The sequence below is a fragment of the Streptomyces sp. NPDC001493 genome (genome assembly GCF_053597235.1).
The window spans coordinates 198,538-220,065 of sequence record NZ_JBSFHV010000011.1 but is presented as its reverse complement, the minus strand read 5'-3'; the positions used below and the strand labels follow the sequence as shown (position 1 = coordinate 220,065).

Below are 21,528 nucleotides of genomic sequence, written 5' to 3'. Positions count from 1 at the left end.
CGGGCCACCGAGGGTAGGGCCTCCGGGCCCGCGCCCGGCGGTGCGCGCGACCCGTGAGCCCCCGTGCGAGCCCTCCTCACCCCGCACGGCAGCCGCTGTGATGGAGGCCCCGGCCCCACCGAAAGGACACCCTGCCCATGAAGATGACCGTCGTCGGATGCGGCTACCTCGGCGCCACCCACGCCGCGTGCATGGCCGAACTCGGCCACGAGGTGCTGGGACTGGACTCCGACCCGGACAAGATCGCGCTCCTGGCCTCCGGCAGGCCCCCCTTCTTCGAGCGCGACCTCGACGGGCTCCTCGCCGAACACACCGCGAGCGGACGGCTGAGGTTTACGACCTCCGTCGAGGAGGCCGCCGCCTTCGCCGGCCTGCACTTCGTCGGGGTCGGTACCCCGCGGCAACCGGGCGGCGACAGCTACGACCTCTCCCAGCTCTTCGGCGCGGTCCTCTCCCTCGCCCCGCACCTCACCGCCCCGGCGGTGATCGCCGTCAAGTCGACCGTCCCGGTCGGTACGGCCCCGCAGGTCGCCGAACTCGTCCGGGCCGCCGCACCGGCGGGCGGCCTCGTCGAGATCGCCTGGAACCCCGAGTTCCTCCGGGAGTCCCGCGCGGTCGAGGACACCCTCCGCCCCGACCGGCTCGTCCTCGGCTTCGAGGCCCCCGGCACCCGGGCGGAGACCGTCCTGCGGCAGGCGTACGACCGGATCATCGCGGCGGGGACGCCGACGATCGTCACCGACTGGGCCACCGCCGAACTCGCCAAGGGGGCCGCCAACTCGTTCCTCGCCGCCAAGATCTCCTTCATCAACGCGATGGCGGAGGTCTGCGAGAAATCCGGCGCGAACGTCTCCGAACTCGCCGACATCCTCGGCCACGACGTCCGCATCGGGCGGCACGGCATGCGGCCCGGCATCGGGTTCGGCGGCGGCTGCCTGCCCAAGGACCTCGGCGGCTTCATCGCCCGCGCGGAGGCGCTCGGGGCCGAGGAGGCGGTCGGCATGCTCCGTGAAGCCGGGGCGGTCAACGCCCGCCGACGCCGACGCGTCGTGGACCTGGCCCGCGAGGAACTCGGTACCGACCTGCGGGGCAAGCGGATCACCGTCTGGGGCGCCGCCTTCAAGCCCGGGACCGACGACATCCGCGACTCGCCCGCCCTGGCCGTCGCCGGGGCCCTCCACGCCCTCGGCGCGCTGGTCACCGTCACCGACCCGAAGGCCCTCGACAACGCCCGGAAACTCCACCCCGAACTCGACTGCGCCGAGGACCCGGCCGCCGCCGTCGACGGCGCCGACCTCCTCCTCCACCTCACCGAGTGGCCCGCCTTCGCCCGACTCGACCCCGGCCCGCTGGCCGTACGCGCCAGGACGCCGAAGCTCGTCGACGCCCGCGGCACCCTCGACACCGACCGGTGGCGCGCGGCCGGCTGGAGCGTGCGGGCCCTCGGCTGCGCCTGACCCGTACACCCCCCGGACCCGACCCGATCGGGCACAGGATGTCGGGTCCGGTGTGATGGGCTCCGCCTAGCGTCGTGAGCGTCAAAAGGAAGGGCACCCGACATGCTGGAGCGGCTGAACCAGGCCATGGAGCACATCGAGCTCCGTCTCGACCAGGCGATCGACGTGGCGGAGCTGGCCCGTATCGCGGCCACCTCGGAGTACCACCTGCGCCGGATGTTCTCCGCCCTGGCCGGGATGCCGCTCTCGGAGTACGTCCGGCGCCGCCGGCTCACCCTCGCGGGCGCCGAGGTGCTCGCGGGGCGGGAGACGCTGCTGGAGATCGCGGTGCGGTACGGGTACGGCTCGGGCGAGGCGTTCGCGCGGGCGTTCCGGGCCATGCACGGCATCGGCCCGGGCGAGGCCCGGCGTACCGGCGCGGCACTCAGCTCCCAGTCCCGGATGTCCTTCCGCCTCACCGTCGAAGGAAGCAGCAGCATGCGCTACCGCGTCGTGGCCAAACCGGCCTTCACCGTCGTCGGGTTCAAGGCCCGGGTACCCCTGGTCCACTTGGGCCCGAACCAGGCGATCATCGACTTCGTGCGCGGGATCGACCCGCAGGCGCTGGAGCGCCTGGGGAAGCTCTCGGACCAGGAGCCGCACGGGATCGTCGCGGTCTGCGACGACCTCGACCCCAGCCGCGCCGAGGGGACCGAACTCGACTACTACCAGGGCGTGATCACCTCGGCGGCAGCCCCGGAGGGCGCGACCGCCCTCGCCGTCCCGCCCGGCACCTGGGCGGTCTTCACCGCCTCCGGACCCGTACCGCAGGCCATCCAGGAGCTCTGGCGGGACGTGTACACCGAGTGGTTCCCGTCGAACCCGTACCGCAGCCGCCCCGGCCCCGAGATCCTCCGCACCCGGATGTCGCCGGACCACACCGAGGCCGAGGCCGAACTCTGGCTTCCGGTGGAGGGCGAGCGGGGCTGAGCGGAGGGGGCGACCGACCGGAGGGGGCGACCGACCGGAGGGGGCGTCCCGGTGTATCGCGGGATATCACGGGATATCGCGAACGTATTGAAAACCGCATACGCCCCCGCAACAGCCGGTCGTCTTCCCTGGGAGCATGACCCACCCCGCATCCCTGTCGGCCCCGTCCACCGAACCGTCCGCCGGACCGCCCGCAGCCCCGCCCCGGAGCCCCCGTCCCGGCACCGGCGGAATCGTGCTCCTCGGAGCGGTGGTCCTCGTCCTCGCCGGTGGTGCTTTCGCACTGCGGAGGATGCTGCTGATGCCCGCGTCGAGGTGCATGGCCGGGAAGTGGCACGGCTGCTTCGACACCTTCAACGGCGTGGTGCTGATGACCCTCGTCCTGCTGCCGGTCGCCGTGCTGGTCGCGTGGGCCCTGGCGTGGCGCCGGAAAGCGGCCGGGGGCGCGGGGGCGTGGCGGAGGTCGCTGGCCGAGGTGGGCATGGTCCACGGGACGGTGCCGTTCCTGTGGCTGACGATGATGCCGGGCGCCGGGGCCGGAGAGGTCCCGGGCCGGACGAGCCTGGTGCCGCTGCGGGACCTCGCCACCATGGGCGTGCTCGGGATCACCGGAAACCTGCTGGTCTTCGCGTCGCTGGGGTTCTTCGCCCCGGTGCGGTTCGCGGCGGTGGCGTCCGTACCGCGCGTACTGGCGCTCGGGGCGGGCTGCTCGGTACTGGTCGAGACCGCGCAGTACGTGCTGCGGCTGGACCGGGTGTCCTCCGTGGACGACGTACTGGTCAACACCGTCGGAGCCGTACTCGCCGGGCTGGCGTCGCGCCGCTGGTGGCGTAACGGTGGTCGCGGCGGCTCCTGACCGGGCCGCCGCCGCTCAGCGGGCCGGCAGCCCCGTACGGTCGTTGCGGAGCGGCGCGGAGGCCAGACCCGCGAGGCCCGCGCCGATCAGCAGGACGGCGCCGGTGACGAGTACGGCCCCGGCGCCCGCGAAGTCCACCCCGGCGCCGAACACGTTGTTCATGAGGAGCAGGGCCAGGCTCTGTACGAGTACGAGAACCGCCTGCACGCGGGAGAGATGGCTCTCCGGAGCCGACGCCAGGACCAGCGGCCCGATGTGGGCGGAGAACAGGCCGTTACCGGCCCCGATGACCAGGCCGGCCACCACCGCCACCGGTGCGCCGGGCGCGAGGGCCAGCGCCAGCACCCCCGTACCGGCCAGCACGAGCGCGCCCGCCGACACCAGCCCGGGCCGTCCCAGCGGACCGCGTCCCACCACCGCCAGGGTGATCGCCACCATGCCCACGCCCTGCGCGCCGATCACCAGCCCGGCACCTCCCGCGCCCCACTCCCGCTCCCGCGCGAGCAGGGGAAGCAGCAGCGACAGCACGGGCAGCAGGAACCCGGCCGCGAACCCGGTGAGGCAGAGCGCCGGGCGCAGGACGGGATGGGCGAAGGCGACCCGTACGCCGTCCATGGCCTCCTTGAGGATGTGGACGGAGGGCCCCGGGGCGCTCACCGGCCCCCGGTGACGCGGGCGGACGGCCAGCAGGACGACCAGGGTGAGGGCGAACGTACCGGCGTCGACCAGAGCCGCACCGGCCAGCCCGGCCAGCCCGACGAGCGCGCCGCCCAGCGGCCCGCCGCCCATGGCGACCACTTGGCCGCCGACCTGGCGCAGCGACAACGCCCTCGGCAACTGCTCCTCGTCCACCAGCCGGCGCGGCATGGACCCCGAGGCCGGCAGGTAGAAGGCGTCGACGACACCGATCGCGACGCCGGTCGCCATCAGCAGCCACGGCGGAGTGCCCAGACGGAAGGCGAGGGCCGCCAGCACGAGGGTGAAGACCAGCATGGCCGCGTCGCCCGTGATCAGCACCCGGCGCGCGCTGACCCGGTCGCCGACCGCGCCCCCGACCAGGAGGAACAGGACACGGGGGAGGGTGATCGCACTCAGGGCGAGGCCCGCGACCCCGCCACCGTGCGCCCCGGCGGCCCAGCCGAGCGCGAAGTAGAGGACCGAGTTGCCCACGAGCGAAGTCAGGATGCCGACGAGCCACCACAGGTAGGCGCGGGGGAGCGGCGGGCGGTGCCGCGCACCCGTCTCGCCGTCCCGGGTGGGCGCCGCGTCACCGACGGGCGCGGAGGACTCGACCTCGGCCGGCATCCGGGCCCCCGATCATCCGTTGGACGGCGATGCTGATCACGCGAGCGACCCTCCCACACGGCACTGACAGCCGGTCGGGACAACCGGCCCTACCAGCGGTTCCGCCAACCGGTCCGGCCTGCGCCGCCGACGGGCGCCGACGGCCTCCGAGGGGCGGCTCGTAGGCTTCGGGGCATGCGTGTGCTGATCGTGGAGGACGAGCCCTACCTCGCCGAAGCCGTCCGTGACGGCCTCCGGCTGGAGGCGATCGCGGCCGACATCGCCGGTGACGGCGACTCCGCCCTGGAGCTGCTGAGCGTCAACTCCTACGACCTCGCCGTCCTGGACCGCGACATCCCCGGCCCGTCCGGCGACGAGGTCGCCCGGCGCATCGTCGCCTCCGGCAGCGGCATCCCGATCCTCATGCTCACCGCGGCCGACCGGATCGACGACAAGGCCTCCGGGTTCGGGCTCGGCGCCGACGACTACCTCACCAAACCGTTCGAGCTGCGGGAACTCGTCCTGCGGCTGCGGGCGCTCGACCGGCGGCGCGCGTACGCCCGGCCGCCGGTCAGCGAGATCGCGGGGCTCCGGCTCGACCCCTTCCGCCGGGAGGTCTTCCGCGACGGGCGCCATGTGGCCCTGACCCGGAAGCAGTTCGCCGTGCTCGAAGTCCTCGTCGCCGCCGGGGGCGGTGTCGTCAGCGCCGAGGAGCTGCTGCGGCGGGCCTGGGACGAGAACGCCAACCCCTTCACCAACGCCGTCCGCATCACCGTCTCCGCGCTGCGCAAGCGCCTCGGCGAACCCTGGCTCATCGCCACCGTGCCCGGCGTCGGCTACCGCATCGACACCCACGCGCAGCCCCCCGGCCCCGGCACTCCCGCTTCCGGCGGGCCCCGTGCGTAGGCGACCGGGGCTCAGGGGCAGGGACAGGGCCCGGCAACGACCGGGGCTCAGCGCCCGGCGACGCCCCGGGGTTGGCGCACGGCGGCGCCCGGGGGTCAGCGCCCGGATGAAACTCACCCTCAGCTACGCCGGATTCATCCTCCTCGCGGGCGCCCTCCTGCTGGCCGTGGTGTGGGTGTACGTGCTGCGCTACCTCCCCGACAACAACCGGGGCCTGCTGGGGATCAACCCCAACCGCTCGGTCGTTCTGCACGTCTTCGTCCCCGCCGCCGCCTGGGCCCTCGCCTTCCTCCTCGTCTTCGGCCTGGTGGGGGGATGGTTCCTGGCCGGGCGGATGCTCGCACCCCTCACCCGGATCACGGCCGCCGCCCGGACCGTCGCGCGGGGGTCGCTCTCCCACCGGATCGCGATGGAGGGGAGGCAGGACGAGTTCCGCGAACTCGCCGACGCCTTCGACACCATGCTCGAACGGCTGGAGTCCCACGTCGCCGAGGAGCAGCGGTTCGCCGCGAACGCCTCGCACGAACTGCGTACTCCGCTGGCCATCTCGAAGGCGCTGCTCGACGTCGCGCGCACCGATCCGACGGGGGACCGGCGTGAACTCGTCGAGCGCCTCCACACCGTCAACACCCGGGCGATCGACCTCACCGAGGCCCTCCTGCTGCTCAGCCGGGGCGACCGCGGGGACTTCGCCCGCGAGCCCGTCGACCTCTCCCTCCTCGCCGAGGAGGCCGCCGAGACGCTGCTGCCCCTCGCCGAACAGCGCGGGACCACGCTCGACGTCACCGGCGGGCCCGCCCGGGTCTCCGGCTCCGCGACGCTGCTGCTGCGGGTGGTGACCAACCTCGTCCAGAACGCCGTCGTCCACAACCTCCCCTCCGGCGGCACCGTCACCGTCCACACCGGGACGCGGGACGGTACGAGCGTGCTGCGGGTGGAGAACACGGGCGACCCGCTCCCCCCGGAGCTGGTCGGGACCCTCACCGAACCCTTCCGGCGCGGGACGGAGCGCGTACGCACCGACGAGCACGCGGGCGTCGGCCTCGGGCTCGCCCTCGTGGCGAGCGTGGTCCGCGCCCACGACGGAACCCTCGACCTCGCCCCGCGCGCGTCCGGCGGCCTCGTCGTCACGGTCCGGCTGCCCGGGGCGACGTAGGAGGTGCCGGGAGGGCCCGGGGCGCCGCCGAATGTGTCGGGAGTGTCCGCGCCGAGCCGGTCCCGCTAGCGTGAGGCCCATGGAACAGCGCATCAGTCTCGTCACCTTGGGCGTCACCGATCTCGCGCGTGCGCGGACCTTCTACGAGGCCCTGGGCTGGGAGGGGCAGACGGTTCAGGACACGGTCTTCTACCAGGCGGGCGGCCTCGCGGTCGTGCTGTGGTCCCGTGCGAAACTCGCGGCCGACTGCGGCCTCGAAGACCGCGGTCCGGGCGGCTTCGGCGGGATCGCCCTCGCCCAGAACGTCCGGTCGCCCGAGGAGGTCGACGCGCTCCTGGCCACGGCGGAGCGCGCCGGTGCCACCGTCACCCGCCCCGCCGCGACGACGTTCTACGGCGGCTACGCGGGCGTCTTCACCGACCCCGAGGGCCACGCCTGGGAAGTCGCGCACAACCCGGGGTTCACCCTCGCCGAGGACGGCTCGCTCGTCCTCCCCGACTTCGACAACGTCTGACGGGGGCCCCGGACCCCGGCACGGCAACCCCCGGCGCGCGGCTCACCGCCGCGTCGCCGGGGGCGCACCGGCCAGGATCCACGGCTCGACCTGCTCGTAGCGGCGGCGCTCCTCGGCCGCGGGGCGGCGGCTGAGGACCGTACCCAGCCAGCCCGCGAGGAAGCCGATCGGGATGGAGACCAGACCGGTCGTCGTGTACGGGAACCAGTTCGCGTCCACGTCCGGGAAGACCGCCCCCGGGGTCCCGGAGATCAGGTTGGTGCCCGACATCAGGACCACCACCCCGGTGGTGCCCACGATCAGGGTGCAGAGCAGCCCGGTACGGGTGAACCGCCGCCAGAACAGGCTGTAGAGGAGCGCCGGAGCCAGCGCCGAGGCGCCGACGCAGAACGAGAAGATCGCCAGCGCCTGCACGTTCCAGTGGCGGGCGACGACCGCGAGCACCGTCGCGAGGATGCCGACACCGATCGCCGCACCCTGGGCGGTCATGATCTCGGTACGGGGCGCGGGAGCCGGCCGGCCCTTGCCGGGCAGGCCGTGCGCGAAGAGGTCGTGGGCGAGGGAGTTGGCGCAGGCCAGGGTCATCCCGGCGACCGAGGCGAGCAGGGTCAGGAAGATCGCCGTGGTCATCGTCGTCGCGATCAGCGCCCCGGTACGGCCACCGCCCGCGGCGACGCTGCTCACCTGGAGGATCGCGCTGCTGCCCTGGCTGCCGCCCGCCGAGATCGCGCCGTGGCCGACGAGGGCGGCGGCACCGAACCCGATCACGGTCAGGAACACGCAGACGAGGACCACCGCCGACACCGCCCAGGAGAGCGAACGCCGCACCGCCCGCGCGCTGTTGACGCTCGCCATCCGCATGATGATGTGCGGCAGGCAGGCGGCGCCGAGCACCACGGTCAGCTCCGAGCTGATCATGTCGAGGTCGTCGCCCCCGAACTGGAGCCCCGCCCGCAGATACGCGTCCCCGGCCCCGCTGCGCCGCTGGGCGGCGGCGAGCAGGGCGCCGGTGTCCCAGTGGAAACGGTCCAGGATCAGTACGGAGATGAGCAGCCCCGCCCCGAGGAGCGTCACGGTCTTCATGATCTGGATCAGGGCGGTGGAGCGCATCCCGCCGATCGCCGCGTAGCTGATCATCACGGTGCCGACGGCGGCGATCGCCCCGGTGCGGAACCCGGAACTGTCGAACCCGAGGATGAACGCCAGGAGGTTGCCGCTGCCCGCCAGTTGGACCGCCATGAACGGTACGAGGGCGACGAGCGTGACCGTACAGGCGGTGATGCGCACGGCGCGGCCGGGGGAGCGGCGGGCGAGTACGTCGCCCAGGGTGAACCGGCCCGCGTTGCGCAGGGGTTCGGCCAGCAGGAACATCAGCAGCACGAGCGAGAGGATCGTGCTCAGCACCAGGACCAGCCCGTCGTGCCCGGTGAGCGCGATGATGCCGGTGGTGCTGAGGACGGTCGCGGCGGAGAGGTAATCCCCGGCGATGGCAAGGCCGTTGCGGAGCGGGGCGAGATTTCCGTACCCGGTGTAGAACTCCTCCAGGTTGTCCCGGCCGGGACCGGCCAGCACGCAGAGCAACAGCACGATCGTGGCGACCGCGATGAACACCACGAGAGACATCGCCTGCGCGGAGTCGTCGAAGCCGTTCATCGGCCCGCTCCCCAACTGCTCGGCCGGACAGGGGAGTCGGTGCGCCGCGCCCGCTGGCGCAGCTCGGCGGCGAGCGGGTCGACGGTGCGGCGGGCGGTGCGCTCGTACAGCACCAGGGAGAGCAGCGCGATGGGCAGTTGGACCAGCGCGAGCAGCAGCCCGAGGTTGAGCCCGCCGAAGCCGGCGCCCCGGCCCATCAGCCCGGGGGCGTACGCGGAGAGCAGCAGGAACACCGTGAAGTAGCCCAGCGCGGCGACCGTGGAGACCCGGCGCAGCACCCGGTACGAGGTGCGCAGCCGCCGCAGGTCGCGGTGGCGCCCCGGCGCCTGCGAGCGGGATCCGGCCGTCACGGGGATGCGTGGCACCGGGGGCGCCGGCGGCGGGGAGCTCTGCCACGGGAGCAGGTAGTCCCGCTGGAACGGCGGCGGTGGCGGAGGGAGCTCCTGGGGCTCGCGGGGCTCGTGGTGCGCGTGAGACATGGGTGATGCTGCTCCTTGCACGAGCCGGTACGAGGGGGACTGCAAGGCACGCGGAACGGCACCGGGCCGGTGGCCCAGTGGTCGCATCGTGGCGACGTTGGTCGCGGGGAGACAGCGGTTGGCAAAAATTGGCCGAACTGCACCTGCAAGAAGGCCAGTTGGCGACCTTGCGCGGGGCCGCCGGCCGGTGCCGGCGAACAGCCGGGTCAGCGCCCGCCCGCTGCCCCCGCTGCCCCCGCCGTCCCCGCCGCGCCCGTCGTCCCCGCCGGCTCCTCGGCGACCGGGAAGCGCTTCGGGGCCACCACGAGGAGGACGAGCAGCGCCAGGGCCGCGGCCGCCGCCGCGCCCAGGTACACATGGTCGACCGCCGCGTCCACCGCACGGCGCAGGGTGTCGGCGGCGCGGGCGGTCAGCGCGCCCGGGTCCTCCAGCGCGTGCGATACGGAGTCCAGGTCCCCGGGGAGCCCCGCCGCGGAGGCGCCGTCGAGCCGGGACGCCAGGGTCGCGTTGGCGACCGCGCCGAAGAGGGCGGCGCCCAGCGACTGGCCGAGCTGGCGGCAGAAGAGGACCGAGGCCGTCGTCGTACCGCGCTCGGACCAGCCCACCGTCGACTGGACGCCCACGATCAGCGGGAGCTGGAAGAGCCCGAGCGAGGCGCCGAGCACCAGCATGATCAGTACCGGCTGCCACACCGCCCCCGGATAGGGGAGCGCCGGGAACGCGAGCAGCGCCAGCAGCGCGCCGCCCATGCCGATCATCGCGGTGAAGCGGAAACCGATGCGGCCGTACACCCGGTTCGAGAGGGCCGCCGTCGCGGGCCAGCTCAGCGTCATCACCGAGAGCACGAACCCGGCGGGTATCGCCCCGAGCCCGAGCACGGACTGCGCGTACGTCGGGAGGAACACGGTCGGTGCCACCATCAGCAGCCCCATCGCGCCCAGCGCCAGATTGACCGCCGCGATCGGGCGCCGCCGCCACACCCACCCCGGCACGATCGGGTCGGCGGCCCGCCGCTCCACCGCGACCGTCAGCGCGACGAGCGCCACGCTCGCCCCGAACAGGGTCAGCGAGGGGGCCGAGAGCCAGTCCCAGGCGACCCCGCCCTGGACGAGGGCGGTCAGCAGCAGCGCGGTGGAGGCGAAGATGCCGAACGCGCCCGCCCAGTCGATCCGGGGCGCCACGGCGGGACGCGGGCGGGACGGCTCGTGGAAGTGGCGCACCACCAGCCAGAGCGCCAGGGCGCCGACCGGCAGGTTCACCAGGAAGATCCAGCGCCAGTCCGCGTAGGTGGCCAGCAGCCCGCCGATCGCGGGCCCCGCCACGGACGAGGTCGCCCAGACCGTGGATATCTTCGCCTGGATCTTCGGGCGCTCCTTGAGCGGGAAGAGGTCGGCCGCGATGGTCTGCACGGTGCCCTGGAGCGCCCCGCCGCCCAGCCCCTGGACGACCCGGAAGGCGATCAGCGCCGTCATGTTCCACGCCGAGGCGCAGAGCAGCGACCCCACCGCGAACAGCACGATTCCGGCCACCAGGACCGGCTTGCGGCCGAAGGTGTCGGAGAGCTTCCCGTACACCGGCAGGGTGACGGTCACCGCCAGCAGATAGCCGGAGAACAGCCACGAGAACACCGCGAACCCGCCGAGGTCGCCGACGATCTGCGGCACAGCGGTCGAGACGATCGTGCCGTCGACGGCGGCCAGCGCCATCGCCACCATCAACGCCGCGACGACGGCCCTGGGTACGGCGGGAGCCGGCGGTGCGGCGGACTCCGGGGCGGTGCCGGGGCCGCTGCCCGCGTCCGTACCGCCGTCCGCGCTGCTGGTGGCGCCCACAGACATTCCTTCCCCCTGCACGTATCTGCCGGGGACTACTGTCTCATTCTGTTCGGTACGGGGGCAGGGCGCGCAGACCGGCGCTCGCGGGCCCGGCGAATATGGAGCGCAGGACATGGCGCTCGAACCACTGGTACGCGGAAGCGGTAGGACTCATGACCGGAACGGTGGAACGCGGCACTGACACCGGTACCCGCGCCTGCACCCTCACCCGTACTCGGCCCCGTACCCGGCCCCGCACCCGGCCCTGATCCGTAGCCCAACTCCCCTGTTGAGAGACCCTGGTGGACCCCCTGGTGGGGTTGACCCCACCAGGGGGTGGGGTCAGCCCCACCGCCTCCAGGACGAGGCCCGAACCGCCCGACCCCTAGGGGGACCTCCCCCCAGCGCCCAAGGGGACGGTCCTCCCCCTGGACGACGTGATCGGTCCACGTCATTCCCTAACGTATTCATCAGGTCGCGGAGTGCGGCCGGCGGCGGTGGACGGGGGGTTCACCGCGTTCGCGGGGCGCGTACGCCCATCCTCGGAGGAGAAGAATCGTGACGACGGCTGTGACCAATCCCAGGCACGGGGGAGCCGGAGAACGGACCGCCGTGGCAGCACGGGCGCGCCAGGTGGTGAAGGCGTACGGCACGGGCGAGACCCGGGTCGTCGCCCTCGATCACGTCGATGTCGACATCGCACGCGGCGAGTTCACCGCCATCATGGGCCCGTCGGGCTCCGGCAAGTCGACGCTGATGCACTGCCTGGCCGGGCTCGACACGGTGACCTCCGGCGAGATCTTCCTCCACGAGACGATGATCACCGGCCTCAAGGACAAGAAGCTCACCCAACTCCGGCGCGACCGCATCGGGTTCATCTTCCAGGCGTTCAACCTGCTGCCGACGCTGAACGCGCTGGAGAACATCACGCTGCCGATGGACATCGCGGGCCGCAAGCCCGACGCCGACTGGCTCCGGCAGGTCGTGGAGACCGTGGGCCTCGGCGACCGGCTGAAGCACCGGCCGACCCAGCTCTCCGGCGGCCAGCAGCAGCGCGTCGCGGTCGCCCGCGCCCTCGCCGCCCGCCCTGAGATCATCTTCGGCGACGAGCCGACCGGAAACCTCGACTCGCGGGCCGGCGCCGAGGTGCTGTCCTTCCTCCGCACCTCCGTGGACCAGCTCGGCCAGACCATCGTCATGGTCACCCACGACCCGGTCGCCGCCTCCTACGCGGACCGGGTGCTCTACCTCGCGGACGGCAAGATCGTCGACGAGATGCGCAACCCCACGGCCGACCAGGTCCTCGACCGCATGAAGAACTTCGACACCCGCGGGCGGACGTCATGACCGTGTGGAAGACCTCGCTGCGCAACTTCCTCGCGCACAAGGGGCGGATGGCCCTCTCGGCCGTCGCCGTCCTCCTGTCGGTGGCATTCATCTGCGGCACCCTCGTCTTCACCGACACCATGAACACCACGTTCGACAAGCTCTTCACCGTCTCCGCGCCGGACGTGTCGGTCGGCCTCAAGTCGGCCGAAGAGTCCGACGCCGTACCGGACTCCGGCAAGCCGGAGACGATGCCGGCCTCCCTCCTCGCGCAGGTCGAGAAGGCCGAGGGCGTCAAGGACGCCGAAGGCCAGGTCTCCACCCTCCAGGTGACGATCGTCGACAGCCACGACAAGAACCTCAGCCCGGAGACCGGCGCCCCGACCATCGCGGGCAACTGGACGCGCAACGAGCTGCGTTCGATGAAGATCAGCTCGGGACACGCACCGCGCGGACCCACCGAGATGATGATCGACTCCGGTACCGCCGACAAGCACGGCCTGAAGCTCGGCGACGAGCTGCGCACCATCACCTCGGCCGGAGACCTCCGGGCGAAGATCGTCGGCATCGCGGAGTTCACCGTCACCAACCCCGGTGCGGCGGTCGCCTACTTCGACACCGAGACCGCCCAGCGGAGGCTGCTCGGCCGCCCCGACGCGTACAGCACGATCAGCGTCACCGCCGCATCCGGCGTCAGCGACGACGAGCTGAAGGCCAACGTCGCCGCGGCGCTCGGCGACACCTCCCGCTACACCCTGAAGACGCAGGCCGAATCGGCCGAGGACGGCAAGGACTCCATGGGGTCCTTCCTCGACGTGATGAAGTACGCGATGCTCGGCTTCGCCGGAATCGCCTTCCTCGTCGGCATCTTCCTCATCGTCAACACCTTCTCCATGCTGGTCGCCCAGCGCACCCGCGAACTCGGCCTGATGCGCGCCATCGGCTCCAGCCGCCGCCAGGTCAACCGGTCGGTGCTGGTCGAAGCCCTGCTCCTCGGCATCGTCGGCTCGGTCCTCGGCGTCGTCGCCGGCGTCGGACTCGCCGTCGGGCTCATGCAGCTGATGGGCGCCATCGGCATGGAGCTCTCCACCGACGACCTCACGATCGCCTGGACCACCCCGGTCGTCGGCCTCACGCTCGGCATCGTCGTCACCGTGCTCGCCGCGTACGTACCCGCCCGGCGCGCCGGGAAGGTGTCGCCGATGGCCGCGCTGCGGGACGCCGGAACCCCCGCCGACGGCCAGGCCGGACGCGTCCGCGCCATCATCGGTACCGTCCTCACCGCCGCGGGCGCCGCCGCCCTCTGGGGCACGGCACAGGCCGACGGGTCGAGCGAAGGATCGCTCCTGCTCTGCGCCGGCGTGGTCCTCAGCCTCCTCGGGTTCATCGTGATCGGCCCGCTGCTCGCCGGAGTCGTCGTACGGGTGCTCGGCGCGGCCCTGCTCCGGTTCTTCGGCCCGGTCGGCCGCATGGCCGAACGCAACGCCCTGCGCAACCCGCGCCGCACCGGAGCGACCGGCGCGGCCCTGATGATCGGCCTCGCCCTGGTCGCCTGCCTCTCGGTCGTCGGCGCCTCGATGGTCGCCTCCGTCTCCGACGAGCTGGACAGGACGGTCGGTGCCGACTTCATCGTGCAGAGCGCCGACGGCCAGCCGATCGTGCCGCAGGCCGCCAAGGCCATCGAGGGCGTCCCCGGCCTGGCGCACGTCACCCACTACGCCGCCCTCAACGCCACCCTGACCTCCCCCGACGGCGGCAAGGACGACAAGGGCCTGGTCGCCGTCGACCCCAGCTACCAGCAGGACCTGCACCGCGAGGTCCTCTCCGGCGACCTCGCCGACGCCTACGCCGAGGACTCCGTCTCGGTCGGCCAGGATTACGCCACGAAGCACGGCGTCAAGGTCGGCGACACCCTCGACGTGGCGTTCAAGGCGGGCGGCACGGCGAAACTGAAGGTCGCCGCCATCACCTCCGACGACACCAACATCGACGGCGGAGCGAAGTACATCAGCCGTGCCACCGCCGCCAAGCACATCGCCGCCGACCAACTCCCCGACAGCCTGCTGATGTTCGCCCAGGCGAAGGACGGCCAGGAGGAGGCGGCCTACGCGGCGCTGAAGAAGGCCCTCGCGCCGTACCCGGTCTACCAGCCCCGCAACCAGGCCGACTACAAGAAGGAACTCCAGGACCAGGTCGGCCAGTTGCTCAACATCGTCTACGGCCTGCTCGCCCTCGCCATCGTCGTGGCGGTGCTCGGCGTGGTGAACACCCTCGCCCTCTCCGTCGTCGAACGGACCCGCGAGATCGGCCTGTTGAGGGCGATCGGCCTCTCCCGCCGGCAACTGCGCCGGATGATCCGCCTGGAGTCGGTGGTCATCGCCCTCTTCGGAGCCCTGCTCGGCCTCGGCCTCGGCATGGGCTGGGGTGCCTCCGCCCAGCAACTCCTCGCGCTGGAAGGGCTGAACGCGCTGGAGATCCCCTGGGTGACGATCATCTCCGTCTTCGTCGCCTCCGCGTTCGTCGGCCTGTTCGCCGCCCTCGTACCGGCCTTCCGGGCGGGCCGGATGAACGTCCTGGCGGCCATCGCCACGGACGGCTGAGCACGGCACCGAATGACACCGGGGCCCCGGGACGTTCCTCCGAACGTCCCGGGGCCCCGGTGTGTCGCGGTGCGGGCCGGGCGGCGTCGGGGTGTGTCGCGGTGCGGGCGGGCGGCTTCTACGCGCCCCGTTCCGCTTCCCTCGCCGCCCGCTCCACCCGGTCCCGGTTCCCCTCCCACCACGCCCGGTCGCCGGGCGCCATGTTGCCGCCCTTCTGCCGCTGTCCGACGGCTCCGTCGACGAGCTCCCGTACGACATCGGCGTGGCCGGCGTGCCGGTGGGTCTCGGCGATCACGTGCACGAGGGCCCGGTGCAGCGTCAGCTCGGCGCCCGGCCCGCCGGGTATGCGGCCGACCGTGTCGAGCGGCAGGGACCGGACCGTCTCGTCCGAGTGGGCCCACACCCGGCGGTACCCCTCGACGATCTCCTCGCGGGACTCCTCGGCGGTCGCCCAGAGGTCCGCGTTGGGCTCGGCCTCGCCGGCGATCCACAGCCGGGGCGCCGCACCGGCGAAGGGGCGGCCGAAGGTCTCGCCGAGGTACAGCACCTCGGCGCCGGTCACGTGCTTGACGAGCCCCAGCAGATTGGTGCCGGTCGGGGTCAGGGGACGCCGGATGTCGTACTCCGAGAGCCCCTCCAGCTTCCACAGGAACGTGTCGCGGGCGTCCTGCACGTACTGCTGGAGATCAAGGGTGAAGTCAGGTGCGCTCATCGCGCCAGTCTGCGCACCCCGCCGGACGGACGCACGGCATTTCTCCCGCACCCGGCGACCCGCCGCCGTACGGGGCGCCCGGGACCCGCTGCGCCCCTCCCCGGGACCCGCCACCCCGAGGGGCGCCACCCCGCCCGTCCCGGCGCCCGCACCGGCCCCGCGAGCCCTCCCGGACCCCTCCGCCACTCCGTCCCGCACGCGACCACCTCCCGCGAGTCGTAGGGTGGAGACCCCGGCCCGTTCCACGTGTCGGGCCCTTCGCGTTGCGTCCCCTCACGGCGCGGCGCGCAGCTCCTGGCAGCAGCCGGCTGCCGGGAAGCCCGAAGCCACCCCGGACGGAAGCCCTCCATGAGCCTGCACGGTCTGCTGGATCTCGTCGCACGCGATCCCGCGCTCTCCGAAGCGGTGAAGGCCGCCACCGACGGTCACCGGATGCACGTCGACCTGGTGGGACCGCCCGCCGCCCGACCCTTCGCCGTGGCCTCGCTGGCCCGGGGGGCGGGGCGTACGGTCCTCGCGGTCACCGCCACCGGCCGGGAGGCCGAGGACCTGGCCGCCGCGCTGCGCACCCTGCTGCCCGCGGACTCCGTCGCCGAGTTCCCGTCCTGGGAGACCCTGCCGCACGAGCGGCTCTCGCCGCGCTCGGACACCGTGGGGCGGCGCCTGGCCGTGCTGCGGCGCCTCGCGCACCCGCGCACCGACGACCCGGAGACGGGGCCGGTGAGCGTGGTCGTGGCGCCCGTACGTTCCGTACTCCAGCCGCAGGTCAAGGGGCTCGGCGACCTGGAGCCCGTAGCGCTGCGGAGCGGGCAGAGCGCCGATCTGGGCGACGTCGTGGAGGCGCTCGCGGCAGCCGCGTACTCCCGGGTCGAACTGGTCGAGAAGCGCGGCGAGTTCGCGGTGCGCGGCGGCATCCTGGACGTGTTCCCGCCGACCGAGGAACACCCGCTGCGGGTGGAGTTCTGGGGCGACGACGTCGAGGAGATCCGGTACTTCAAGGTCGCCGACCAGCGCTCCCTGGAGGTCGCCGAACACGGGCTGTGGGCCGCCCCCTGCCGCGAGCTGCTCCTCACCGACGAGGTCCGCGAGCGCGCCGCCGTACTCGCCGAGGCCCACCCGGAGCTGGGCGAGCTGCTGGGCAAGATCGCCGAGGGCATCGCCGTGGAGGGCATGGAGTCCCTGGCGCCGGTCCTCGTGGACGACATGGAGCTGCTGCTCGACGTCCTGCCGAAGGGCGCGATGACGCTGGTCTGCGACCCCGAGCGGGTCCGTACCCGCGCCGCCGACCTCGTCGCCACCAGCCAGGAGTTCCTCCAGGCGTCCTGGGCGGCCACGGCGGGCGGTGGCGACGCCCCGATCGACGTGGGCGCCGCGTCCCTCTGGTCCATCGCGGACGTACGCGACCGGGCCCGCGACCTCGGCATGATGTGGTGGTCCACCTCCCCGTTCGCCGCCGACGACGAGCTGGACGACGACACCCTCAAGCTCGGGATGCGCGCCCCGGAGGCGTACCGCGGCGACACCGCCCGCGCGCTCGCCGACACCAAGGGCTGGATCGCCGACGGCTGGCGCACGGTCTACGTCACCGAGGGCCAGGGGCTCGCCTCGCGCACCGTCGAGGTGCTCGGCGGCGAGGGCATCCCCGCCCGGCTCGACCCCGACCTGACGGAGATCTCGCCGTCCCTCGTCCACGTCTCCTGCGGCGCCATCGACCACGGGTTCATCGACGCCGCGCTGAAGCTCGCGGTGCTCACCGAGACCGACCTCACCGGCCAGCGCACCGCCACCAAGGAACTCGGCCGGATGCCGGCCCGCCGCCGCAAGACCATCGACCCGCTCACGCTGGAGGCGGGCGACTACATCGTCCACGAGCAGCACGGCGTCGGCCGGTACATCGAGATGGTGCAGCGCACCGTGCAGGGCGCCACCCGCGAGTACCTGCTCGTCGAGTACGCCGCCGCCAAGCGCGGCCAGCCCGGCGACCGGCTCTACATCCCGACCGACCAGCTGGAACAGGTCACCAAGTACGTCGGTGGCGAGGCCCCGACCCTGCACCGGCTCGGCGGCGCCGACTGGACGAAGACCAAGCAGCGCGCCAAGAAGGCCGTCAAGGAGATCGCCGGCGACCTCATCAAGCTCTACAGCGCCCGCATGGCCGCCCCCGGCCACGCCTTCGGCCCCGACACCCCGTGGCAGCGCGAACTGGAGGACGCCTTCCCGTACGCGGAGACGCCCGACCAGCTCTCCACCATCGCCGAGGTCAAGGAGGACATGGAGAAGACGGTCCCGATGGACCGCCTGATCTGCGGCGACGTCGGCTACGGCAAGACGGAGATCGCGGTGCGCGCCGCCTTCAAGGCCGTACAGGACGGCAAGCAGGTCGCCGTGCTCGTCCCCACGACTCTTCTCGTCCAGCAGCACTACGGCACATTCACCGAGCGGTACTCGCAATTCCCGGTCAACGTGCGGGCGTTGAGTCGCTTCCAGTCCGAGGCGGACTCCAAGGCCACCCTCGCCGGGCTGAAGGACGGTGCCGTCGACCTCGTCATCGGCACCCACCGGCTGTTCTCCTCCGAGACCAAGTTCAAGGACCTCGGCCTGGTCATCGTCGACGAGGAACAGCGCTTCGGCGTCGAGCACAAGGAGCAGCTGAAGAAGCTCCGCGCCAACGTCGACGTCCTCACCATGTCCGCCACCCCCATCCCCCGTACCCTCGAAATGGCCGTGACCGGCATCCGCGAGATGTCCACCATCACGACCCCGCCCGAGGAGCGGCACCCCGTACTGACCTTCGTCGGCCCGTACGAGGAGAAGCAGATCGGCGCCGCCGTACGCCGTGAACTCCTGCGCGAGGGCCAGGTGTTCTACATCCACAACCGGGTCGAGTCCATCGACCGCGCCGCCGCCCGGCTGCGCGAGATCGTCCCCGAGGCCCGGATCGCCACGGCACACGGCCAGATGTCCGAACAGGCCCTGGAACAGGTCGTGGTGGACTTCTGGGAGAAGAAGTTCGACGTCCTCGTCTCCACGACCATCGTCGAATCCGGCATCGACATCTCCAACGCCAACACCCTCATCGTCGAACGCGGCGACAACTTCGGCCTCTCCCAACTCCACCAGCTGCGCGGCCGGGTGGGCCGGGGCCGCGACCGCGGATACGCCTACTTCCTCTACCCGCCGGAGAAGCCGCTCACCGAGACCGCCCACGAGCGCCTCGCCACCATCGCCCAGCACACCGAGATGGGTGCCGGCATGTACGTCGCCATGAAGGACCTGGAGATCCGCGGCGCGGGCAACCTCCTCGGCGGCGAACAGTCCGGCCACATCGCGGGCGTCGGCTTCGACCTCTACGTCCGCATGGTCGGCGAGGCCGTCGCCGACTACCGGGCCCAGATGGAGGGCACCGAGGAGGAGGAAGCGCCGCTGGAGGTCAAGATCGAGCTCCCGGTCGACGCCCACGTCCCCCACGACTACGCCCCCGGCGAGCGGCTGCGCCTCCAGGCGTACCGCGCCATCGCCTCCGCCAACTCGGAGGAGGACGTGCGCGCGGTCCGCGAGGAACTCACCGACCGCTACGGCAAGCTCCCCGAGCCCGTCGAGAACCTCCTCCTCGTCGCCGGCCTGCGCATGCTGGCCCGCGCCTGCGGGGTCGGCGAGATCGTCCTCCAGGGCTCCAACATCCGGTTCGCGCCGGTGGAACTCCGCGAGTCGCAGGAACTGCGGCTCAAGCGGCTCCACCCGAAGACCGTCATCAAGGCCGCCACCCACCAGATCCTGGTCCCGCGCCCGACCGCGGGCCGCATCGGCGGGAAGCCGGTCGTGGGACGTGAACTGCTGGCGTGGACGGGGGAGTTCCTGACGACGATCCTGGGGTCGTAGGAGAGGGGCGCCGGGGCCCATTTCTGGGGGTACCGCTCTGGCTCCGATCCGGTTCCGGGTGGCCGTCGCCGCCTGAGCCCACGGACGGCCACGGGAGCGCACAGAGACGCCCCGCCGGTACTCGCCGCCCGGCGGGGCGTCTCTGTGTCCAGGGAGAGCCACGAAGACCCCACGACGAGGCCCTATGCGGCTGCGGGCGGCTCCGGGGTGCGCCCGGGTGGCCCTTGGGTCAGCTCTGGGGGCGTTCCTTCCGCTGCGACGACCGCCCACGGCTCGACCAACCGTGCGTCGATCTCGCCAGACCACTCGTACAGCGCGCCCTGTCCGTCGCGGAACCAACGGATGCCCTGGGTGTCGGTGAAGAAGACCGGGATCGGCTGGGGAACGTAGAAATCGGAGCTGCGCTGGTCGCTTGTGTCCGGCAACGCCTTGGCGCTCGACCCTCCAGGCAACATGAACCCGAACGCCAGGTTCGTGCGAGGCGAACCCTCCTCGTTCGGTGCGTAGACCACCACATCGGCGATGGGGCCATCGCTGCCGTTTTGCACGTTGTACTGGATTGTCACAGCCGCATCAGGCTGACGCGCTGTGGGCCACCCCGAGGCATTGCGGGGGTGGTGGTCTGAGTTGCTGGCCACGGCCCAGGCAGTCACAAGAGACGCTTGCTTGCGACGACCTATCTCATCGCGGGCCTGGTCTTCAGCACGTCTTTGTGCGGCGGCCTTGCGGTCTCGCCACACCACGACGCCACCGACCGCAAACGCGCCAACTGTCCCTAGCGCGCTGAAAACTGAGGCGCTGGTGTTCAACCATTCGGATGCACTCACGTTGGCAAGTTACTTGGTAAGCAGGCCCGACGGAGGGATAAACGGACTGAGGCCCCCGGAGATCGCCGGGGGCCTCGCGCGTCCCCGCTGGGCCCAGGAGGCCGGGGCGGGGTCTCGTGCGCTCCGTGGTGCCACCGGAGGCCGGGACGAGCTATGCGGAGGGCTGGGAGTGAACTCCCTCCGGCTGTTCCTCCTCGGTTTGCTCCTGCTTCAGGTCACGCCAGGCAATCCGAGCACGACGTGCCGAAGCGAAAACGTCCGGCAACTGGTCGAGGAACCCTCGGATGGCGAAGAGCAGGATCGACAGCACACCGAAGATGGCGAGGATGCCGAGCGTCACGGCCGCGTCCAACAGTCTCAGTACCTTTCAGGCAGGTGACCGAGCCGGGTCTCTTGCGCAGGGCATTCGTCAGCTCGGCCACGGTGAAGTGGCTCGAACCGAGAAGCCCCACGCTCGACGCAACGCTGGGTGTCTCAGTGGCCGAGGCGGGTGCGCTCGGCAATACGGTGGTCCTTCATAGAGCTGTAGCGAGTCGAAGCTCCTCAAGCGACCTTGCGAGCCGACATCGATTGAATGTGACCAGCGGGTATCCGACCCGCCTGCCTCATCCCGGTCTCGCGCCTCCTGGAACGCCCTGCACCATCTGGATGCAGATCACAAGAAGCGAAGCAAAGGGCTTCGACTGCGTGCGAGAGCTTGCAACCTCCCACACGCAGAACTGATAGTAAGTCAAGCTCGGGGGAGAACGCACCTCGATCCTGCAATAAGCGAGCCCAGTCTCAGTCGAGTTGACTGGACAGGGCTCAGCTTCCATACGGCCTACGCGGCGAGGGGCGGCTCCTCGTCGTCCGCCGGGGGCGGCAGCTCGGGCCTCTTGAAGCGCTGCCACGAATCGCGGGCTCGGCCGGCCGACTCGATTACGTCCGGGACCTGGTCGAGCAGCCCTTTGATTGCAAAGAGCAGCACTGAGACCACGCCAGCGATGGCGAGAATGATGATGATGGCGGTGGCGTCCACCGATCCTGACCTTCCCTGTCATGGGTCGGATCGGGTGCGCAGGCAGCCTCGATCCGAACCCTACGGTTCGGACCGAGA

The 21,528-nt window shown here is 72.0% G+C and carries 17 protein-coding genes; 9 read left to right on the top strand and 8 right to left on the bottom strand.

Features of this window, described 5'->3' with window-relative positions; translation table 11 throughout:
- Window positions 1-137: 137 nt before the first annotated feature.
- The 3 genes from ACWCWD_RS18030 (at window position 138) to ACWCWD_RS18020 (ending at window position 3,282) form a co-directional block, all read left to right on the top strand.
- On the top strand, window positions 138-1,457 hold the full coding sequence (locus ACWCWD_RS18030; RefSeq protein WP_450773784.1) for a UDP-glucose dehydrogenase family protein: 1,320 nt from the start codon (window positions 138-140) through the stop codon (window positions 1,455-1,457).
- A 102-nt stretch (window positions 1,458-1,559) separates the two neighbouring features.
- Window positions 1,560-2,426 (top strand): AraC family transcriptional regulator, encoded by an 867-nt coding sequence (locus tag ACWCWD_RS18025; RefSeq protein ID WP_450773783.1) that lies wholly within the window; start codon window positions 1,560-1,562, stop codon window positions 2,424-2,426.
- A 136-nt stretch (window positions 2,427-2,562) separates the two neighbouring features.
- Window positions 2,563-3,282 (top strand): VanZ family protein, encoded by a 720-nt coding sequence (locus ACWCWD_RS18020; RefSeq protein WP_450773782.1) that lies wholly within the window; start codon window positions 2,563-2,565, stop codon window positions 3,280-3,282.
- 15 nt (window positions 3,283-3,297) lie between these two features.
- On the opposite strand, the gene ACWCWD_RS18015 is transcribed toward ACWCWD_RS18020, so the two are convergent.
- The gene (locus ACWCWD_RS18015; RefSeq protein WP_450773781.1) at window positions 3,298-4,587 is read right to left on the bottom strand and encodes an MFS transporter; all 1,290 of its coding nucleotides are present in this window, start codon (window positions 4,585-4,587) and stop codon (window positions 3,298-3,300) included.
- Between the two features lie 174 nt (window positions 4,588-4,761).
- Here ACWCWD_RS18015 and ACWCWD_RS18010 point away from each other — a divergent pair, with 174 nt between their 5' ends.
- The 3 genes from ACWCWD_RS18010 to ACWCWD_RS18000 all read left to right on the top strand — a co-directional run bounded on the left by ACWCWD_RS18010 (window position 4,762) and on the right by ACWCWD_RS18000 (window position 7,142).
- Window positions 4,762-5,472: a response regulator transcription factor gene (locus ACWCWD_RS18010; RefSeq protein ID WP_450773780.1), complete on the top strand. Its 711-nt coding sequence runs from the start codon at window positions 4,762-4,764 to the stop codon at window positions 5,470-5,472.
- 106 nt (window positions 5,473-5,578) lie between these two features.
- A complete protein-coding gene (locus ACWCWD_RS18005; protein WP_450773779.1) occupies window positions 5,579-6,628 on the top strand; it encodes a sensor histidine kinase in 1,050 nt (349 codons plus the stop codon).
- 79 nt (window positions 6,629-6,707) lie between these two features.
- Window positions 6,708-7,142, top strand: a complete 435-nt coding sequence (locus tag ACWCWD_RS18000; protein ID WP_450773778.1) for a VOC family protein — start codon at window positions 6,708-6,710, stop codon at window positions 7,140-7,142.
- A gap of 42 nt (window positions 7,143-7,184) precedes the next feature.
- On the opposite strand, the gene ACWCWD_RS17995 is transcribed toward ACWCWD_RS18000, so the two are convergent.
- The 3 genes from ACWCWD_RS17995 to ACWCWD_RS17985 all read right to left on the bottom strand — a co-directional run bounded on the left by ACWCWD_RS17995 (window position 7,185) and on the right by ACWCWD_RS17985 (window position 10,989).
- Window positions 7,185-8,795: a sodium/solute symporter gene (locus ACWCWD_RS17995; protein WP_450773777.1), complete on the bottom strand. Its 1,611-nt coding sequence runs from the start codon at window positions 8,793-8,795 to the stop codon at window positions 7,185-7,187.
- Window positions 8,792-9,274, bottom strand: coding sequence for a DUF485 domain-containing protein (locus ACWCWD_RS17990; RefSeq protein ID WP_450773776.1), 483 nt, complete (start codon window positions 9,272-9,274; stop codon window positions 8,792-8,794). Before ACWCWD_RS17990 ends, ACWCWD_RS17995 begins: the two co-directional genes overlap by 4 nt.
- A gap of 206 nt (window positions 9,275-9,480) precedes the next feature.
- On the bottom strand, window positions 9,481-10,989 hold the full coding sequence (locus ACWCWD_RS17985; RefSeq protein ID WP_450773834.1) for an MFS transporter: 1,509 nt from the start codon (window positions 10,987-10,989) through the stop codon (window positions 9,481-9,483).
- A 657-nt stretch (window positions 10,990-11,646) separates the two neighbouring features.
- Between ACWCWD_RS17985 and ACWCWD_RS17980 the strand changes: the two genes are divergently transcribed.
- Window positions 11,647-12,435 (top strand): ABC transporter ATP-binding protein, encoded by a 789-nt coding sequence (locus ACWCWD_RS17980; protein ID WP_450773775.1) that lies wholly within the window; start codon window positions 11,647-11,649, stop codon window positions 12,433-12,435.
- Window positions 12,432-15,014: an ABC transporter permease gene (locus ACWCWD_RS17975; protein WP_450773774.1), complete on the top strand. Its 2,583-nt coding sequence runs from the start codon at window positions 12,432-12,434 to the stop codon at window positions 15,012-15,014. Before ACWCWD_RS17980 ends, ACWCWD_RS17975 begins: the two co-directional genes overlap by 4 nt.
- A 118-nt stretch (window positions 15,015-15,132) precedes the next feature.
- Here ACWCWD_RS17975 and ACWCWD_RS17970 read toward each other — a convergent pair whose 3' ends face one another.
- On the bottom strand, window positions 15,133-15,726 hold the full coding sequence (locus tag ACWCWD_RS17970) for a DinB family protein (protein WP_450773773.1): 594 nt from the start codon (window positions 15,724-15,726) through the stop codon (window positions 15,133-15,135).
- Window positions 15,727-16,074: 348 nt separating this feature from the next.
- Between ACWCWD_RS17970 and mfd the strand changes: the two genes are divergently transcribed.
- Window positions 16,075-19,605, top strand: coding sequence for a transcription-repair coupling factor (gene mfd / locus ACWCWD_RS17965; RefSeq protein ID WP_450773772.1), 3,531 nt, complete (start codon window positions 16,075-16,077; stop codon window positions 19,603-19,605).
- Between the two features lie 182 nt (window positions 19,606-19,787).
- Here mfd and ACWCWD_RS17960 read toward each other — a convergent pair whose 3' ends face one another.
- The 3 genes from ACWCWD_RS17960 to ACWCWD_RS17950 all read right to left on the bottom strand — a co-directional run bounded on the left by ACWCWD_RS17960 (window position 19,788) and on the right by ACWCWD_RS17950 (window position 21,450).
- Window positions 19,788-20,171: a hypothetical protein gene (locus ACWCWD_RS17960; RefSeq protein WP_450773771.1), complete on the bottom strand. Its 384-nt coding sequence runs from the start codon at window positions 20,169-20,171 to the stop codon at window positions 19,788-19,790.
- 412 nt (window positions 20,172-20,583) lie between these two features.
- On the bottom strand, window positions 20,584-20,772 hold the full coding sequence (locus ACWCWD_RS17955) for a hypothetical protein (RefSeq protein WP_334557661.1): 189 nt from the start codon (window positions 20,770-20,772) through the stop codon (window positions 20,584-20,586).
- Between the two features lie 480 nt (window positions 20,773-21,252).
- Window positions 21,253-21,450, bottom strand: a complete 198-nt coding sequence (locus ACWCWD_RS17950; protein ID WP_450773770.1) for a hypothetical protein — start codon at window positions 21,448-21,450, stop codon at window positions 21,253-21,255.
- Window positions 21,451-21,528 lie beyond the last annotated feature (78 nt).

What these genes read in the sequence shown, in the direction of transcription:
- mfd (WP_450773772.1), top strand. Translation starts at nt 16,075, where the DNA reads ATGAGCCTGCACGGTCTGCTGGATCTCGTCGCACGCGATCCCGCGCTC.
- ACWCWD_RS18005 (WP_450773779.1), top strand. Translation starts at nt 5,579, where the DNA reads ATGAAACTCACCCTCAGCTACGCCGGATTCATCCTCCTCGCGGGCGCC.
- ACWCWD_RS17975 (WP_450773774.1), top strand. Translation starts at nt 12,432, where the DNA reads ATGACCGTGTGGAAGACCTCGCTGCGCAACTTCCTCGCGCACAAGGGG.
- ACWCWD_RS17970 (WP_450773773.1), bottom strand. Translation starts at nt 15,726, where the DNA reads ATGAGCGCACCTGACTTCACCCTTGATCTCCAGCAGTACGTGCAGGAC.
- ACWCWD_RS17995 (WP_450773777.1), bottom strand. Translation starts at nt 8,795, where the DNA reads ATGAACGGCTTCGACGACTCCGCGCAGGCGATGTCTCTCGTGGTGTTC.
- ACWCWD_RS18000 (WP_450773778.1), top strand. Translation starts at nt 6,708, where the DNA reads ATGGAACAGCGCATCAGTCTCGTCACCTTGGGCGTCACCGATCTCGCG.
- ACWCWD_RS17990 (WP_450773776.1), bottom strand. Translation starts at nt 9,274, where the DNA reads ATGTCTCACGCGCACCACGAGCCCCGCGAGCCCCAGGAGCTCCCTCCG.
- ACWCWD_RS17985 (WP_450773834.1), bottom strand. Translation starts at nt 10,989, where the DNA reads ATGGTGGCGATGGCGCTGGCCGCCGTCGACGGCACGATCGTCTCGACC.
- ACWCWD_RS18010 (WP_450773780.1), top strand. Translation starts at nt 4,762, where the DNA reads ATGCGTGTGCTGATCGTGGAGGACGAGCCCTACCTCGCCGAAGCCGTC.
- ACWCWD_RS18015 (WP_450773781.1), bottom strand. Translation starts at nt 4,587, where the DNA reads ATGCCGGCCGAGGTCGAGTCCTCCGCGCCCGTCGGTGACGCGGCGCCC.
- ACWCWD_RS18020 (WP_450773782.1), top strand. Translation starts at nt 2,563, where the DNA reads ATGACCCACCCCGCATCCCTGTCGGCCCCGTCCACCGAACCGTCCGCC.
- ACWCWD_RS18025 (WP_450773783.1), top strand. Translation starts at nt 1,560, where the DNA reads ATGCTGGAGCGGCTGAACCAGGCCATGGAGCACATCGAGCTCCGTCTC.
- ACWCWD_RS18030 (WP_450773784.1), top strand. Translation starts at nt 138, where the DNA reads ATGAAGATGACCGTCGTCGGATGCGGCTACCTCGGCGCCACCCACGCC.